At 66.2% G+C, this 15,156-nt stretch carries 12 protein-coding genes and 1 pseudogene; 7 read left to right on the top strand and 6 right to left on the bottom strand.

Features of this window, described 5'->3' with window-relative positions:
* Positions 1-546: 546 nt before the first annotated feature.
* Positions 547-978, bottom strand: a complete 432-nt coding sequence (locus ACOJVX_RS02305; protein ID WP_418155429.1) for an Imm1 family immunity protein — start codon at positions 976-978, stop codon at positions 547-549.
* 214 nt (positions 979-1,192) lie between these two features.
* On the opposite strand from ACOJVX_RS02305, the gene ACOJVX_RS02300 reads away from it, so the two are divergent.
* Positions 1,193-2,689, top strand: coding sequence for a hypothetical protein (locus ACOJVX_RS02300; RefSeq protein WP_418155428.1), 1,497 nt, complete (start codon positions 1,193-1,195; stop codon positions 2,687-2,689).
* Position 2,690: 1 nt separating this feature from the next.
* On the opposite strand, the gene ACOJVX_RS02295 is transcribed toward ACOJVX_RS02300, so the two are convergent.
* Positions 2,691-3,587 (bottom strand): phosphotransferase family protein, encoded by an 897-nt coding sequence (locus ACOJVX_RS02295; protein ID WP_422647204.1) that lies wholly within the window; start codon positions 3,585-3,587, stop codon positions 2,691-2,693.
* A 188-nt stretch (positions 3,588-3,775) separates the two neighbouring features.
* On the opposite strand from ACOJVX_RS02295, the gene ACOJVX_RS02290 reads away from it, so the two are divergent.
* The 4 genes from ACOJVX_RS02290 to ACOJVX_RS02275 all read left to right on the top strand — a co-directional run bounded on the left by ACOJVX_RS02290 (position 3,776) and on the right by ACOJVX_RS02275 (position 7,039).
* On the top strand, positions 3,776-4,072 hold the full coding sequence (locus tag ACOJVX_RS02290) for a hypothetical protein (RefSeq protein WP_418155426.1): 297 nt from the start codon (positions 3,776-3,778) through the stop codon (positions 4,070-4,072).
* Positions 4,069-4,386 (top strand): WhiB family transcriptional regulator, encoded by a 318-nt coding sequence (locus ACOJVX_RS02285; RefSeq protein ID WP_418155425.1) that lies wholly within the window; start codon positions 4,069-4,071, stop codon positions 4,384-4,386. The genes ACOJVX_RS02290 and ACOJVX_RS02285 overlap by 4 nt, the downstream gene beginning before the upstream one ends.
* Complete coding sequence (locus ACOJVX_RS02280; RefSeq protein WP_418155424.1) at positions 4,383-4,703, top strand: hypothetical protein; 321 nt, start codon at positions 4,383-4,385, stop codon at positions 4,701-4,703. The genes ACOJVX_RS02285 and ACOJVX_RS02280 overlap by 4 nt, the downstream gene beginning before the upstream one ends.
* Before the next feature lie 500 nt (positions 4,704-5,203).
* Positions 5,204-7,039 carry a hypothetical protein gene (locus ACOJVX_RS02275; protein WP_418155423.1) on the top strand — a complete coding sequence of 612 codons (1,836 nt, stop codon included), beginning with the start codon at positions 5,204-5,206 and terminating at the stop codon, positions 7,037-7,039.
* Positions 7,040-7,273: 234 nt separating this feature from the next.
* On the opposite strand, the gene ACOJVX_RS02270 is transcribed toward ACOJVX_RS02275, so the two are convergent.
* Together ACOJVX_RS02270 and ACOJVX_RS02265 are read right to left on the bottom strand one after the other, a co-directional pair.
* Entirely contained in the window at positions 7,274-8,755 is a 1,482-nt protein-coding gene (locus tag ACOJVX_RS02270; RefSeq protein ID WP_418155422.1) for a recombinase family protein, read from the bottom strand.
* 40 nt (positions 8,756-8,795) lie between these two features.
* A pseudogene (locus ACOJVX_RS02265) lies at positions 8,796-9,473 on the bottom strand (APC family permease); the annotation flags it as partial.
* Positions 9,474-9,669: 196 nt separating this feature from the next.
* Between ACOJVX_RS02265 and ACOJVX_RS02260 the strand changes: the two are divergent.
* Positions 9,670-11,379, top strand: a complete 1,710-nt coding sequence (locus ACOJVX_RS02260) for an AMP-binding protein (RefSeq protein WP_030104310.1) — start codon at positions 9,670-9,672, stop codon at positions 11,377-11,379.
* A 73-nt stretch (positions 11,380-11,452) separates the two neighbouring features.
* On the opposite strand, the gene ACOJVX_RS02255 is transcribed toward ACOJVX_RS02260, so the two are convergent.
* On the bottom strand, positions 11,453-12,751 hold the full coding sequence (locus tag ACOJVX_RS02255; protein ID WP_081715214.1) for an MFS transporter: 1,299 nt from the start codon (positions 12,749-12,751) through the stop codon (positions 11,453-11,455).
* A 536-nt stretch (positions 12,752-13,287) separates the two neighbouring features.
* Here ACOJVX_RS02255 and ACOJVX_RS02250 point away from each other — a divergent pair.
* A complete protein-coding gene (locus tag ACOJVX_RS02250; protein WP_422647203.1) occupies positions 13,288-14,235 on the top strand; it encodes a class I SAM-dependent methyltransferase in 948 nt (315 codons plus the stop codon).
* Between the two features lie 16 nt (positions 14,236-14,251).
* Here the strand turns inward: ACOJVX_RS02250 and pdxH are convergent, their stop codons facing one another.
* Positions 14,252-14,902, bottom strand: a complete 651-nt coding sequence (gene pdxH, locus ACOJVX_RS02245; protein WP_026417493.1) for a pyridoxamine 5'-phosphate oxidase — start codon at positions 14,900-14,902, stop codon at positions 14,252-14,254.
* Positions 14,903-15,156 lie beyond the last annotated feature (254 nt).

Genomic DNA, 15,156 nt, shown 5'->3' with positions numbered 1-15,156 from the left:
CTCGGTAGGAGACACGCACGGGCTGCGCGTTCAGGCGTGCGGGGTGAGCCGGGACGGCCGGGCGCTTCGATCGTGAGTATCGCTCGGAGCGTCCACAGCGCCGATGCGTGGAACTGGTACAGCACGCTTTCCGGGTTCCACAACTGACGGCTGTCCTTACTCGCCGCTATCCGATACGCAGACGCATCCTTTTCGCCCCGAAGGATCAGGACGTCACTGGCCGTCGGCCATTGATGAAACGCCGCTATGAGTTCCGGGCAGTCTCGCGGCCCCCATCGGACCAGAGTCCAGTTCCGGTGACGCAACTCGCCAAGAAGGTCCTCCAAGCCCAACCTCGTAGCTTGCACTTTCTTGACCGTCATCGCTTCCAGCCTCTCGGATTCGTACCGCGTTTTATGTTTAGCGGGCTCCATAGTCCGTCACTCCGGGGCGAATGGAACCGAACAGGGGCGAAACGTATCGGGGTCGCCTCGCCCCTGCTCGGGATCTGCTCTTACCGAGTGCGTAGCCTGTCCCCTCGCCACGCAGCAGCAAGAAATCTTTCAGTTACGCGCGCATTGGTCGCCATTCAATGCACGTAGGGCGCTTTCGAGTCGCCAGCCATTCCCTGAGCCCTTCCCGCGCTCGCGGGATCAGGATAGCGGCAGTTCTCGGAAACACCGCACCCGTGGCACCGCTATAGATAAGATGTGCGCGTGCCGAGAGTTGCTGCGAGCTCCACGACCTAGCGAACGGCATATCCTCATCGTCATGGTCGATATAACAACATGCGGCAATGCCAAAAGAAGGTCGAACGCTAATCCGAAACTCGTGATTTGGGTAGGGTCCCTCCTTGGATTGGTAGTAGGCGACATCCCCAACGTTCAGTGTGGTCTCCCAACTCACATGTTCCGTCCTCAACACTTCGTCAATGAGAGCGAAGCTTTCGGCGGCTCCACGGGTGACGCGAACGCTGCCTGTAGTCAGGGCCGCCGTCACGAACACTGTTTCGCTGCCACGAGTCCAACCACTCCTTACCAAGTCTGGAATTCGGTGCCTAGATCGTCACGTCCGCGCCCTTGTCGGTCTATGCCGATCTCGGAATGCCACATGCTCGTGACGGCATATCGCCACGTAGACAAGCGTGTCACCCATTGGTGAAAGGTACTTGCGCTGTTACCCTGGCGCGTGACGCCTACGGCGAGGAGGCCACATGAGCGGACGCCTGGGGCTGACAGGCTCTGCGGGAGGTAACGGCGAGCGACGCTGTGCGGGATGTTCCGCCGCCCTCACGTCCGACAACTCCAGCCGCCTGTGCGGTCGGTGTCATCGTGAGCAGCGCGACCAGTTTCGCACCCCACCCGCAGGGTTGCCCGACGATTTCTGGCGGACCGACGATTTCTTGGCCGCCTTTGAAAGTCAGCATATCGGTCGCGTTTTCAAGGTGTATCGCAACCATCCCCACCATATTCGGGTATTCGGGAAGGCTCTTAACCAGGAACTCCTCGGGCGCTGGCTCGGTCTCACGCAAGCCCAGATTTCGAAGATTGAGAATGGACGTCGACCGGAATACAACTTGGAGACCTTGCGCCACTACTGCAAGGTGCTGATGATTCCACAGGAGTTTCTGTGGTTCGACATGCCTGGCCAAAGTCGCCTGACCAGGGTCCAGCCTTCCCCCCGATCATCTTCAATCGCTGTTGTGGAATCAGGTTTGGTTACGCCACAAGGGGCCTGGCAGGACCTGTCTGATATTGCATCCAGCTTTATCCTTGACGAGGACAATCTACTTCCGTCAGTCTCCCCGCTGACGTTGGCCAGCACCATTCGTGAGACGGTAGCCGATCTCATGGCTATTGATCTCAAGCGGGGTGGCGGTCACACGCGTCGGTTGCTGTCGCGTTATTTTCAGGACGAGGTAGCTCCATTGCTTTCCTGGCGGTTCCCTGATGAGGCACTTCGCAATGATGTGCTCGGGGCTGGCGCTGAAACACTTCAGTTGCTCGGGTGGAGTGCCTACGACGCCGGCAGTCACGATGCGGCGCGCCGGTACTTCAACCAAGCCTTGCGCCTAGCTCGCCACACGAACGACCTGGTCATGGCAGGACGGATTTTTTCCAACTTGTCACACCAGGCGAATTTTCTGGGCAGGTTCGATGAGGCTTTGCACTACGCACGTGACGCGGTCACGATTTCAGCGGGAACGCTGTCGAACACAGCCCGTGCGATGTTCGTGGCGATGGAAGCGCGGGCATTAGCAAGTCTCGGTGACGCCCCCGGGACCGTTAGGGCTTTACAGCGCGCCGAACGATTGTTCGAGTCCCGGAACCCTGAGAATGACCCGCCCTGGGTCTCCTACTTTGACAAGTTTGAACTGGCGAGTGAAGCAGCGCACTGCTTCCGTGACCTCGGGCTAGCGGCGGAGTGCCGTCGATATGCACAAGCTTCGATGGACCCTGACCACACTCCCGCGAGAACTCTTGCGTTCATGAGGATGGTGGGCGCTTCGGGAACGCTCGCGGGCGGTGACGTAGACCAGGCAGTAGAACTTGCACGAGAGGCAATCCACGCTGGCCTCTCAGTTCAGTCCGCACGATACGTGAAGTACCTGCGCGACTTTTACTCGTCCTTGGCCGCGAAGGATGCACGGTCGAGTCAGGACATCAGGGATCTCCTCAGCGCGCACTACCCGACTCTAGTGATTCTCTGAATCAGTACCCCTGCCAAGGAGCGCTAGCAAGTCCGGTTCTGATCGTCCGCATCCGCAAGGAGAATTCCTCGGCCACTGCACGCGATTCGTTGATATTTTGACTGAGCCAGGTCGTCATTTTTATTTCCTGTATCTGCTTCAATACCTCGAATCCAGACCACGTGGTGATGTCGTATCCGTACGCGTCTACAAAGGCGCCGTACTGATCGTCAGTCCAAAGCCTACCTGAGACATACTCAGTAGCAGTGACGGCCAAATCCCACTCCGGGTGCCCCCATCCCGTGTTTTCGAAATCAATCAACAGTGGTTCGTCGCCGTCCTGTGAGATCATGACATTCTTGATGTGAGCGTCGCCGTGCACCGCCGAAACTGGCAATGGAAAGGTCAGGTATTCCACTGCCTCGGTGAGATCCCTGAATTTATCGCGCAGGTACACCTTGTCGGAGTCAGAAATTGGAGCCGTCTCCAGTCGCCTTGCTATTCGCGTTCCGAAGGTGTACGGGTGCAGGTCGAACTTAACTGGCTTCTGGAGCTGATGAAATCCTCGTAGTAGCCGGGCCAGGTGGGAAACATCACCTGGCCCAGCGTCGCGGCCACCAATGAATTGCCAGAAGGTTACCGGGTGACCGCTGACGTCAAGCGGTTGAGTTCGTTCGTCCAGGCGCGCGGCCGGATAAGCCATGTCAGCGAGCCACCGTGCTACTGCAACCTCGTTCTGGACTTGCTCCCAATAATCCATAGTCCGCGCAATGCGCACGACTACGGGTTCGGACACCAATCGGTAGAGTGCGTTTTCACCGAGCCTGAGTAGCGTAGCGCCGGCCCCGTCGAAGTGTGCTCTGCGGCCTGCGTCCGCCAGAATCCTCCACGTTGACGCTGAGGAGAAGTCTTCAGTCACGCTACCCTACCTGCGCTTTCGTCGGGGTCATCGCTCACACAGCCCCCACGCTACCACGGAGTAGCGAGCGACACCGGACGCAGATTCCAGCCGAGAATAACGACGGAAGAATATTCCACCTCAGAATGATTGATCTTGACGAAAAGGGCGTGACCTGCGCATAGTTCACCAGGGAATACGCCTATTCTATGGTGCGCATAGCTATCTCCGCTGCGGTGATGCGTAATCGATTGCAGTGGCCGATCAGGTCACGGAAGCAATCGACCGAAGGGCTCACCCTGATGTGCAATCGTATTCGCCCCTGGCGAAAAGACTTCGTCTCGCTGCGAACCGCAGCCTGGCTCCTCAACGTGTCGGAAGACGACGTGTGCCGCATGGTGCGCACGCGAACCCTACTGGCGGTCCGCCGCCGTTCCCAGGTGGTCATTCCGACCGTCTCGCTGACCCGACTGATGGTCGCCGATGGTGAAGGCGGTCGCCGATGACCCACGGAGAGAACCGGGCGATCGACCTCCACCGCGAACGAGTGCAGAACGTCGGCCAGTGCATGACGCCCGATCTGACCGAGGTTCCCCCGTGGGATCGAATGGGTGTCACACGTGACCGAGACCTGGCGGCGCAACTCTGCGCCGACTGCACGGTGCGGAAAGAATGCCTCGAAGTCGAATTCGACTCGGCTGGCATGGACACCCAGGGCGTTTTCGGGGGATTGAACGAAGACGACCGGCGCGCGCTGTTCCGACACTGGAGCGACACCGAGAACCGTGATCTTCCGGAGTCGTCGGGGGGTGCTCGATGACGGAGGACGCGTTGTCGTCGGCCCCAGTGATTCTCGGGTTCCTCGCACTGGCCGCATTGGTGCTGCTGTGCCGAACCGGCCGACGAAGGTCCCGCCCCTCGGGAGAACCCGCCCGGACGCGCGTGGCATCGCTGGGCGGGCGCGTGCTGCTGACGGCCAGCGTCATCGTGGTGACGCAATGGGCGGTCATGGTGTACGCGTCGAACGCCTGGCTCCGCCTGGGCGTGCTGGCTCTGCCCGCCGTGTTCGCGGCCTACACGGTGACCAAGGCCGTAGTGGTGACCGCGATCGAGCCGCCCCGGGACGGTCGCCGATGAACGCCGAATCGGACGGACGGGAACCGGAAGCCAGGGCGCTGCTGGCCCAGCTCGCCGACGATGGGTCCACCGCAGGACAGGAGCCGCTCTCACAGTCCCGGCGGCACGCCCTCACGCGGAGACTGCGGGACCTGGTGACTGCGGTGGTCGCCTTCCTCCGGGGTGCCGCTCGCCGTTCGCGGGCGTCGGGGGGTCGGTGGATCCGGACCACCCTGGCCTACCGCGTTCAGGTGTTTCCTCGGGACGTGCTCCGTCTGGCGTGGTTCGCGGTACGGGGTCACGGCCGATGGATCGCACGGGCATGGACGACCTTCACCTACGGGGATCTGAGAGCGGACGCACGAGCGGCCCGGCTGTCCGGGGACGCTGTCGCTCGGAGGGCCGCTCAGGAGGCCATTCGGGCCGACGCACGGGCCAGGTGGGCGCGGTTCGGTGCGGGGCTGCGCCGGGTAGCGATCGGGACGAGTGTCCTGGTGCTCACAGCGGTTGTGCTGCACCTGGTGGACTCTGTGACCGGGCCGGAGCGAACCTGGCCGTGGTGGGAAGCCACACGGGACCTGGTTGGGGACGTGGGCGGCTTCTTCCGTGAGTGGGGTTCTCTCCTGGTGTGGGCGGCCGTGGGTGGGTGGCTGATAGCAGCCGCTGTCGAGGGGCGAGACCGCTCACCGGGGGCGGGCTGGTTGGTTCGCCCGGACCGGGACGAGGGCTCGTGGGTGGACGAACGCATGATCTCGCGGGCGCTGGCTCATCTCGGAATCGCCCCCCTCAACCGCTTCTTCACCGACGGCGGTGACCTGATCTATCCGGTACCCGCACGGAGAGATGGGGACGGCACGTCCGCTCAAGTCCGGCTTCCTCTCGGGGTGACGGCCGACATGGTCGCAGCGCGCCGATCGAAACTGGCTGCCAACCTCGGTCGTTCGTCGCTGGAAACGTGGCCGACGAAAGGGGAGGAGGATGGAATTCTGGATCTGTGGATCGCGGACAAGGGAGTGCTGAAGTCCGGCGCGGGTCGATGGCCGTTACTGGATGAGGGGCAGGAGGTCGACGTTTTCGACGGCGTTCCGTTCGGTCTCTCCCAACGCGGCCAGGTACTCACAGCTCCCTTGGTCGGCATGACGTGGTTGATTGGTGGTCGGCCAGGCCAGGGGAAGTCGTCTGCTCTTCGCACGCTCATGCTGGGTGCCGCACTGGACCCGACTACGGACATGTGGGCATTCATTCTCGGGGAGTCTCCGGACTTCGCGCCATTCGCTCCTAGGCTGGCGCGCTACCAAATGGGACTAGACGACGCGGTGGCGGAGTCCACCACCACCGCTCTCGAAGATCTCCTAGTGGAAATGGAACGTCGCGGAAAGGTGCTCGGTCAGCAACCGGGGAGCCCTCCCAAGGTGTCTCGCAAGCTGGCCGACCGGCGGGCGCTCGGTCTGCACCCGATTCTGTGCGGGATTGACGAGTGTCACGAGCTGTTCCAGCACCCTCGGTTCGGGAGACGCGCGGCAGAACTGGCGGTGCGCCTCATCAAGCGCGGGAGGAAATACGGAATCAGTCTTCTGTTGGCCACGCAGTCGCCGACGAAGGATTCCATTCCCAGGGAGGTGACTCGCAACATCACCTGTGGCGTCGCGTTTTCGGTGGCGGACCAGGTGGCGAATGACGGCTTGCTCGGTGCCGGAAAATACGCGGCAGGTATCCGTGCTACTGACCTGAGGATCACGGCCGACCGGGGTACCTGTGTCGCGGTGGGAATCACCGATGAACCGTTCGAGCTGGTCAGGACATTCTATATCCCGTTGGAGGACGGCGAAGACGAGGTGACCCCGGTAATACAGCGTTCCTTGGCGCTCATTGAGGAACAGGGAAGAGCGATAGCCCGGGACACCGACCGCAGTGAATCTCCGGGGCCAAGTCCCGACATCCTGGATGACATCACAGAGATCATGGACGGGCAAACGCGTCTGAGAACACAGATCGTTCTCACGAGGCTGGCTGAGCTCAATCCGGAAGCATACGAAGGATGGACTGGACGTGACCTCCGCACCGCGCTTGACTCTTATGGAATCCGCCCCGCCAAGTCGGGCGGGAACATGGTGGTGCGCAGCCGAGACGTCTCCACCGCGCTGGCATCGCGAGGCAGGGAGGAGGAGGGGGAGCCACCCGGGAGCGAGGGAGGAAGCCCCGGCCGATCTCCAAGCCAGGTTCCCCCGGCGGACCAGGGAGAACCACAGTCAGGGAGGCCAGGGACAGCGAGGACCGCACACGAGCAATGTCGACCAGCAAGCGGCTCGCCTCCGCCGGGCGGCCGTTCCCTCCCCCACGGCCCGGACAGCGCCTGATGGAAGAAGCCCCGGCAGACGCTGCGCAGGAACGCGGCGACCAGGAAGGCTACGGTCAGGGCGAGACCCTAGCGGTTGATGACCCTCGCGCTCTTGCGGCGGCCGCTCGAATCGTCAGAGCCGCACTAGAACGCCAGCAGAAATTCGCGCATCAGCGGAAATTCTAAACAGGAAAGCCGGCAACCGATTGGCTTCCAACGAGCACAATCGGTTGCCGGCCCATTACCTACTCTGCTAGCGAGAGCGCCACTCTATTTGAATTCTACTAGTGTCATACACGAGCGAATACCTTTTGCCCGCGCGATGGAGAACGATTCGGTCAATGAAGATCCTTACAAAGTGGCGCTTTTCGTCCAAAGTCATGCTTTGCCAACCGTTCCGAGCTTGCGAGATATCGACATTGACCACTGGAGGAGGAATCTCCGAAAGCTCTCGCCGCAGCGCCTGCTCATGCATCTGAAGGCCACGTCGGGCTTCCTGCCACTCTGAAACCGTTAGCTCTCCAGGCGTCGCCCACATAGCCGCGAGTTCCCGCCGTTGCTGTTCGATGGCGTCTAGGGAGTTGACCAACTCGTTCCGTCGCGCCGAATGGTTGTCAGCGGCTATCGCATTCAGAAACTCTGGCTTGTCCAACTTGTCGAACAGCTCTCCAATCACGTAATCATCGATTCTTGCCATGACCGTACCCACACAGCCAGACCCGCCATTCCTTGCATTGCAGTACACGTAGGGGACGTACTTCTTAGACACTTTCCTCGGTGCCCCACTCAGCGGCGCCCCGCATACGCCACATACAACAAGCCCGCCAGTCAGAAGATAGCGACGCCCCGTGAACCCCGAGTTTTTTGCTGGGATAGCGTACTCCCCTTTTCCATCTTTTCTGATCACCCGGCGGGGCTGCGACAACTTGAGCCTACACGCCTTCCATGTCTCCTCGTCCAAGATTGGCTTCCAATTCCCCTTACCTATGATATTGCCACGATAGACGCGATACCCGGCAACGGTCGGACCAGTTACCATCCGTTTAATGGATGTTGCGCGAATGACTCCGCCATGCCTACCTCGAACTCCCCGGGACTGCAACTCGGATTCGATACTTGCAAGCGACCAACCCATTAGAACCCAATCCGCCGCCTGGCGAATCGCTTCGGCCTCTTCGGGAATTATTTTGTACGTTTTCGGATCATCCTTGCACGTCGGCCTAGCGTGCCTATAGCCAAAGGGGCGACCTCCCGGAGGCTCACCCAATGCGGCCTTTTCAGCCAGCGTGTCATTCAACCTTTTCTTGAGCCTTCTGACTTCACTGGCCCCGAGCACAGCCTTGATCCCTGCCACTTCGTCCCGCACACGGACAATGCCGTCCCGGTTTGTATGAAGCTCGCTTATCCCGGCGGCTTCCATTTTGTCCGCCAACACGAACCATGCTATTTCGCGACGCTCAATCCGATATTGCTCCACAGCCCAGACGTGTGCGACCTCGCCACGCTCGATCGCCTCCGTCAGCTTCTGGTACTCCGGCCGGACGACGTCATCCCGCGTCGCTGTCACGTCGTTATCACGGAAGACCCGCACCGGGAGCCCCGGCCACATCTGAGCTGCGTAGGACCTGCCCCAGCGCTCTTGGGCTGCCACCCCTTCCGCACGGCCGTTACGGTCGACTGAGATGCGGCAGTAGATCGCCACGTATCGGCTGGTGTACCCGTGAACACTGTTCATGGGCTCAGCGTCGGAGGGTTACGTGTTCGCGTCAACTGCCCAGATTCACCGAATCCTCGAATCCCACCAGCGCGAAGAACGCGAGCGCGGTCGCGGAGGTGACCGCGAGCAGCGGCCCCTGCTCCGCGTTGAACTCCAGCAGCCTCGCCGGCTCCCCGGCCCCGCTGGCCACCGCGCCCACTCCGATCCCGACCACGATCAGCAGGCCGGCGAGCTCGACCACGGTCAGGACGACGTTGGTGGCCAACGACTCCACGACACCCCGGAAGTTCACCAGGGCGAGCACCACCAGGAAGCCGACCGCCACCGCCAGCCAGGGCACGCTGACGAACTGCTGGAGGTAGTCGCCGCTGACCGCCCGCGCCGCCGAGGCGGCCGAGGTGATGCCGGAGCACATGACCGCGAAGGCCACCATGAAGGTGAGGAAGGGGCGCCGGAAGGCGCGGTGGGCGTAGAGGGCCGCGCCGGCGGCCCTCGGGTACCGGCCCACCAGCTCCGCGTAGCTGAACGCCGTGAGGAACGCGACGAGGAAGGCGACCAGGAACGGCACCCACAGGGCCCCGCCGACCGCTCCAGCCACCCGGCCGGTGAGCGCGTAGATGCCGGTGCCCAGGATGTTGCCGATCACGAACAGCAGCAGCAGCCGGGTGCCCATCACCCGGCGCAGCGCGGGTTGGCCGTCGCGCGAGGATGGCTCGTCGGAACCGCGCTCGGACATCTCGGACGCCGCCATGACCACAGAGTGTGCCCCTCTGGGAGCCCAGCGTGAAGGCCGCCGCCCCGAATCTCCCCCGTGGAGGCCGGCGCTCGCGTCACGCGGCCCGACGTGACTACGGTTCGGGGAGGACATCAAGGAGGATGCCGTGGCAGACGAGATCTCGAACGCCGACGTCCCAGGCCGTGCCGGGGACGCGATCCCCGAGTCCCCGGCCACCACCGCCTTCCGCGCCGCGCGCGACCTCCTGTTCCAGCACCGCCACGACCTCGACGCGGCCGTCGAGGCTTTCCGGTGGCCCGCTCTCGACGAGTTCAACTGGGCGCTGGACTGGTTCGACGTGCTCGCCGCCGCGCCGAACGGCGGCTCCAGGACCGCGCTCTGGCTGGTCCACGACGACGGGACCGAGCTGCGGCTCAGCTTCGCCGAACTCGCCGAACGCTCCTCGCGGGTCGCGAACTGGTTGCGGGCGGCGGGCGTGCGTCGAGGCGACCACGTGCTCGTGGTCCTGGGCAACCAGGTCGAACTGTGGGAGACGGTGCTGGCCTGCGTCAAGCTGGGCGCCGTGATCATTCCGGCCACCACGATGCTGGGTCCGGACGACCTCGCCGACCGGGTGACCCGGGGCCGGGTGCGGCACGTGGTCAGCGCGGCGGAGCGGACCGCGGGCTTCGACGGTGTCGAGGGCGACTGGACGCGGATCTCCGTCGGCCGGCCGGTGGAGGGCTGGCACGACCTGGCCGAGGCGGGGGCGGCGAGCCCGCGGTTCGTGGCGGACGGCCCGACGAGGGCCGACGACCCGCTCCTGCTGTACTTCACCTCCGGTACGACCGCCCTGCCCAAACTGGTCCGGCACACCCACTCCAGTTACCCGGTGGGCCACCTCTCCACCATGTACTGGCTCGGGCTCCGCCCCGGCGACGTGCACGTCAACGTCTCCTCCCCCGGCTGGGCCAAGCACGCGTGGAGCAGCCTGTTCGCCCCCTGGAACGCCGAGGCGACCGTGTTGGTGGTCGACCAACGCCCGTTCGTCGCCTCCCGGCTGCTCGACGAGGTCGAACGGTGCGGCGCGACGACGCTGTGCGCGCCGCCGACGGTGTGGCGGATGCTGGTGCAGGAGGAGCTGGAGCGGTGGTCGCCCCGGCTCCGCGAGGTGGTGGCGGCCGGCGAACCGTTGAACCCCGAGGTCATCGACCGGGTCCGCCGCGCGTGGGACCTCACGGTCCGCGACGGTTACGGGCAGACGGAGACGACCGCGCAGGTCGGCAACACACCAGGTCAACCGGTGACGCCGGGCTCGATGGGGCGGCCGCTGCCCGGGTACGACGTCGAACTGGTCGACCCCGAGGGGGCACCGGCCCGCGAGGGGGAGATCACGATCCCGCTCGCGGGGGGACCGCCGGCGGCGCTCATGGTGGGCTACCAGGACGCTCCGGAACAGCAGGCCAGCGCGACTCGGGACGGGCGGTACCACACCGGCGACGTGGCCAGGTGGGAACCGAACGGCCACCTGACCTACGTGGGGAGGGTGGACGACGTCTTCAAGGCCAGCGACTACCGGATCTCCCCGTTCGAGTTGGAGAGCGTGCTGCTGGAGCACCCGGCGGTGTTGGAGGCCGCCGTGGTGCCCGCGCCGGACCCGGTGCGGCTCGCCGTCCCGAAGGCGTACGTGGCGCTCGCCGAGGGGCACGAGCCGTCGGAGGCGACGGCCCGGTCCATCCTGGCGCACGCCAGGACCAGGCTGGCTCCGTACAAGCGGGTGCGCCGGTTGGAGTTCGGTGAGCTGCCCAAGACCGTGTCGGGCAAGATCCGGCGCGTGGAGCTGCGGGGGGCCGAGCGGGCCGAGCACCGGGGCACCCGGCGTGCCGACGAGTACCGGGACACCGACTTCCCCGAGCTGCGGGGCTGATCCCGGACAGGCCCACCCCGGCGCGCTCCGACTCCGAGTCCGGTCCGGACTCGACCGGCTCGGTCTCGGCCGGTCAGGACGGCGCCCGGTACCGCCACAGTGCCGGCAGGGCGCACACCGCCACCACGGTGAGCAGCACGACGAGCACGCCGCCGCCCACCACGGCGGTCGCCGTGCCGATGGCGGCGGCCGCTGTCCCGTGCAGCACGTCGGCCAGCCGGGGGCCGCCGGCGACCACGACGGTGAAGACGCCCTGCATCCGGCCCCGCATCTCGTCGGTCGCCGCGACCTGGAGCATCGCGCCCCGGTAGACCGAGCTGACCAGGTCGGCGGCGCCCCCGAGTGCGAGGAAGGCGACGGCGAGCCACAGGGAGCCGGCCAGGCCGAACCCGATCACCGCGAGCCCCCACACGATGACGGCCACGGTGAGCCCGACCCCCTGCCTGGCGACGCGGGTGACCCAACCGGAGAGCAGCCCGCAGGCGAACGCCCCCGCGGGGATGGCGGCGAAGAGCAGGCCGAGCGCGGCTCCGCCACCCGGCGGGTCCCCGAAGGTCCGTTCCGCCATCTCGGGGAAGAGCGCCCTGGGCATCCCGGCGACCATCGCGATGACGTCCACCAGCAGCCCCGCCAGCAGGACGCGGTGCCCGGAGAGGTAGCGGAACCCCTCGACCACCGAACGCAGCCCCGGGCGGCGGGGCGCCCCGGCCAGCGGGGGCATCGCGGGCAGTCGCCACACGGCCCAGAGGGCGGCGCCGAGCGCCACCGCGTCCACCAGGTAGAGGGTGGCCAACCCGACGAACGGGAGCAGCACCCCGGCGAGCAGGGGGCCCACCACCGCGCCGAGTTGGGCGACCGTCGCGGTGAGGGCCTGGGCGGCCGGCAGCTGGGCGGGTGGGATGAGCCGGGCGACCGCCGCGACCCGCGCGGGCATGTTCACCGCGAAGAAGGCCTGCTGGAGGGCGAAGAGGCCGAGGACGAGCCACACCGACGTGGTTCCCGCGAGCGCCTGCGACCACAGCAGCAGGGCGGTGAGCGCGATCCCGCTGTTGGTGACCAACATGAGGTCGCGCCGGTCCATCCAGTCGGCGACCGCGCCACCCCACAGGCCGAAGACGAGCAGCGGCACCAACCCGAAGAGCCCGGCGAGTCCCACGTAGGCCGAGGACCCGGTGATGTCGAACAGCTGTTTGGGCACCGCGACGGCGGCGAACTGGGCGCCGAGGGAGGTGACGACCGTCGACAGCCAGAGCCGGCGGAAGGGCGCGACCCGCAGGGGCGTGGTGTCGAGCACCACCCGTGACCACAGCGAACGTCGTGGTTCCCGCTCCGGTGGGTCCTCCGGATCGGAGAGGCTCTGCTCGGACACCACGGCAGACTAGACGCCTCACCGGCCGGTGAGGCCCGTCCAGTGGCGGTGCCAGGAGGTCGCGGTGCGCTGGCGTGGCCCCGGTCGGCCAGGTCACCCGGGGGACGAGGCGAGGCCGTCCTGGCGGGCGCGGCCGGGTGTCCGCCCCCACGCGGCCAGTCAGGGAGGCAGGGGCCGCGGGGTCGCCGAGGCCAGCGGCGCGCGGTCGTGGGAGTCCTCGGCCGGGGGCCGGACGGCCGGCCCGGTGGTCGTGGTCGATCCCGCCCTCGGCTGGCGGTGGCGGGGCGGCCGCCGGTAGCCCCGGGCGACCCGCCCCGGAGGGTAGGTGCGGGGGGCGCGGTGGTGGCCGCTCGGCCTCTTGCTGGCCCGCCCGTCCCTCACTAGTGTCCGTCCACGCGGCTCGGGGCGATCATGGTCGCGGGCACCCGCCACGCCGGGGGCCGGTTCCCGCCGGTCGTCACCCCGGCCCGGGCGGACCGCCCTCGACGGACGCGGGCGGGCGAGGCGACGGGACTTCCAGCGAGGGATCGGGGTTCGGCATGTCGGTGTCACGGATGGCGGCGGCGCGGCTGGCGGGCGAGGCGCCGGGGGACCTGCTCGCCGGGACCAGCGCCCCCGAGAGCGCGTTGTTCCTCGCGATCTGGGCGCATCACGACCGCGCCCCCGACACCGCCCTGGCCGCGGCGCGGCTGGCCGTCGAACTCGATCCCGACGGTGAGTTCGCGCGCCTGCTGGCGCTGTACCTGGGTTCCGGCCACACGCGGGGTGACCGCGTCTACGACACGCCCGCCGCGTTCCAGGCGTTCATCCGGGGTGGCGGCAACGTGGGCCTCTACTCGGCCACCCAGGAGGCGCTCCGGCGGCACTACCACCGGTTCGACGCGCCCACCGTGCTCGACGTGGGCGTCGGGGACGGGATGGCCCTGCTGCCGGTCCTGGATGCCGGGCTCTCCCGGGTCGACGTGGTCGAGCCGTCGGCTGAGCTGCTCGCTCGCACGAGGGCCGGGCTGGCGGAGTCGGGCGTGCCCCACCGCGTGCGGCACGCCCGGATCGAGGACGTCCAGCGGGAGTGGGACGGCGCGAGGTGGACCGTCGTCCAGTCCACCTTCGCCTTCGACGCCCTGGCGCCCGACCGCCGATCCGGGGTGTTGGAGTGGATCCGCGACCGGTGCGAGTCCTTCCTGCTGGTCGTCTTCGACGTTCCGGACACCACGCGCCCGTTCTCCCCCGAGTGGTTCCTCCCGGTGCTGGCGAAGGCCGAGCAGGGCGTCCGGGAGTACACCGAACACCGCGACCTCGTCGGGTTGGGCTTCCTGGTGCCCGTGGTCCTCGGGTTCTTCGACGCCGGGAGCGCCAGGGCCAACTACGAGCAGTCCGTGCCGAGCTGGGAGGCGGAGCTCCGGAGCGCCGGATTCGGCACCGTCTCCTCCCACCGCCTGTTCGACTACTGGTGGCAGCCGGCGTACGTCATCGAGGCGTCCCGCTGACCACCGCCGCGCGACGTCAGGGGGCCACCCGTTCGACTCTCCAGCCGTCGGAGTCGTGCACGTAGCGCAGCCGGTCGTGCAGCCGGTCCGGCCGCCCCTGCCAGAACTCGACCGTCTCGGGTCGGATCCGCCATCCTCCCCAGTGCGGTGGCACCGGGATGCGCTCGACGTCGGCGAACCGTCGTTCGATCGCGACGAGGGCGGCGTCCAGGCTCCCCTTGGACACGACCCTGGACTGCGGCGAGGCCCACGCGCCCAGCTGCGATCCCCTCGGCCGTTGCGCCCAGTACTCGGCGGACTCGGCGGGGCTCACCCGTTCGACGGTTCCCCGGACCGTGGCCTGTCGTTGGAGGGCGATCCAGGGGAAGGTCGCCGACGCGTACCTCGTCGCCTGGAGGTCATGGCTCTTGGTGGAGGTGTAGTTCGTGTAGAAGGTCAGCCCCCGCTCGTCGAGCCCCTTGGCGAGCACCGTGCGGGACGAGGGGCGCCCACTCGGGTCGGCGGTGGCCAACACCATCGCGTTCGGTTCCGGCACCCCGGCCGACTCCGCCTCCGCCAGCCACAGTCCCAGCTGTTCGTGCCAGCTCTCCGCGAGCGACCCCTCGTCGAGGGGTCCCGCCTCGTAGGACACCCGCATGGCAGGCAGCACAACATCAACCTCGGACATCAATCACGCTCCCGAATCGGTGGCCGGCGACACCCGTGGACGAGGACGGTATTTCCCGGAAACCCCGCACTGAAAGCACCCTTTCCAGTGAGGATAACCACACCGTGCGTGATGAGTCGATCAAGAGCGCCCGCCCTGACCAGCGCAATCGATCACGGGAACGATCCAGTCCACTCGATCGGCCGAATTCGCTCCCGGGTGCCGCGCGCGGTGTGACCGACCGGGGGTGAAAAACCGGACGAACGGCCAGAAGT

The sequence above is a fragment of the Actinoalloteichus caeruleus genome (assembly GCF_049311605.1).
Taxonomy (GTDB): domain Bacteria; phylum Actinomycetota; class Actinomycetes; order Mycobacteriales; family Pseudonocardiaceae; genus Actinoalloteichus_B; species Actinoalloteichus_B caeruleus.
Note: the sequence above shows the minus strand (reverse complement) of the source record. Positions and strands in the feature narration are given on the sequence as shown.

What these genes read in the sequence shown, in the direction of transcription:
- ACOJVX_RS02300 (WP_418155428.1), top strand. Translation starts at nt 1,193, where the DNA reads ATGAGCGGACGCCTGGGGCTGACAGGCTCTGCGGGAGGTAACGGCGAG.
- ACOJVX_RS02290 (WP_418155426.1), top strand. Translation starts at nt 3,776, where the DNA reads ATGGTGCGCATAGCTATCTCCGCTGCGGTGATGCGTAATCGATTGCAG.
- ACOJVX_RS02285 (WP_418155425.1), top strand. Translation starts at nt 4,069, where the DNA reads ATGACCCACGGAGAGAACCGGGCGATCGACCTCCACCGCGAACGAGTG.
- ACOJVX_RS02280 (WP_418155424.1), top strand. Translation starts at nt 4,383, where the DNA reads ATGACGGAGGACGCGTTGTCGTCGGCCCCAGTGATTCTCGGGTTCCTC.
- ACOJVX_RS02270 (WP_418155422.1), bottom strand. Translation starts at nt 8,755, where the DNA reads ATGAACAGTGTTCACGGGTACACCAGCCGATACGTGGCGATCTACTGC.
- ACOJVX_RS02250 (WP_422647203.1), top strand. Translation starts at nt 13,288, where the DNA reads ATGTCGGTGTCACGGATGGCGGCGGCGCGGCTGGCGGGCGAGGCGCCG.
- pdxH (WP_026417493.1), bottom strand. Translation starts at nt 14,902, where the DNA reads ATGTCCGAGGTTGATGTTGTGCTGCCTGCCATGCGGGTGTCCTACGAG.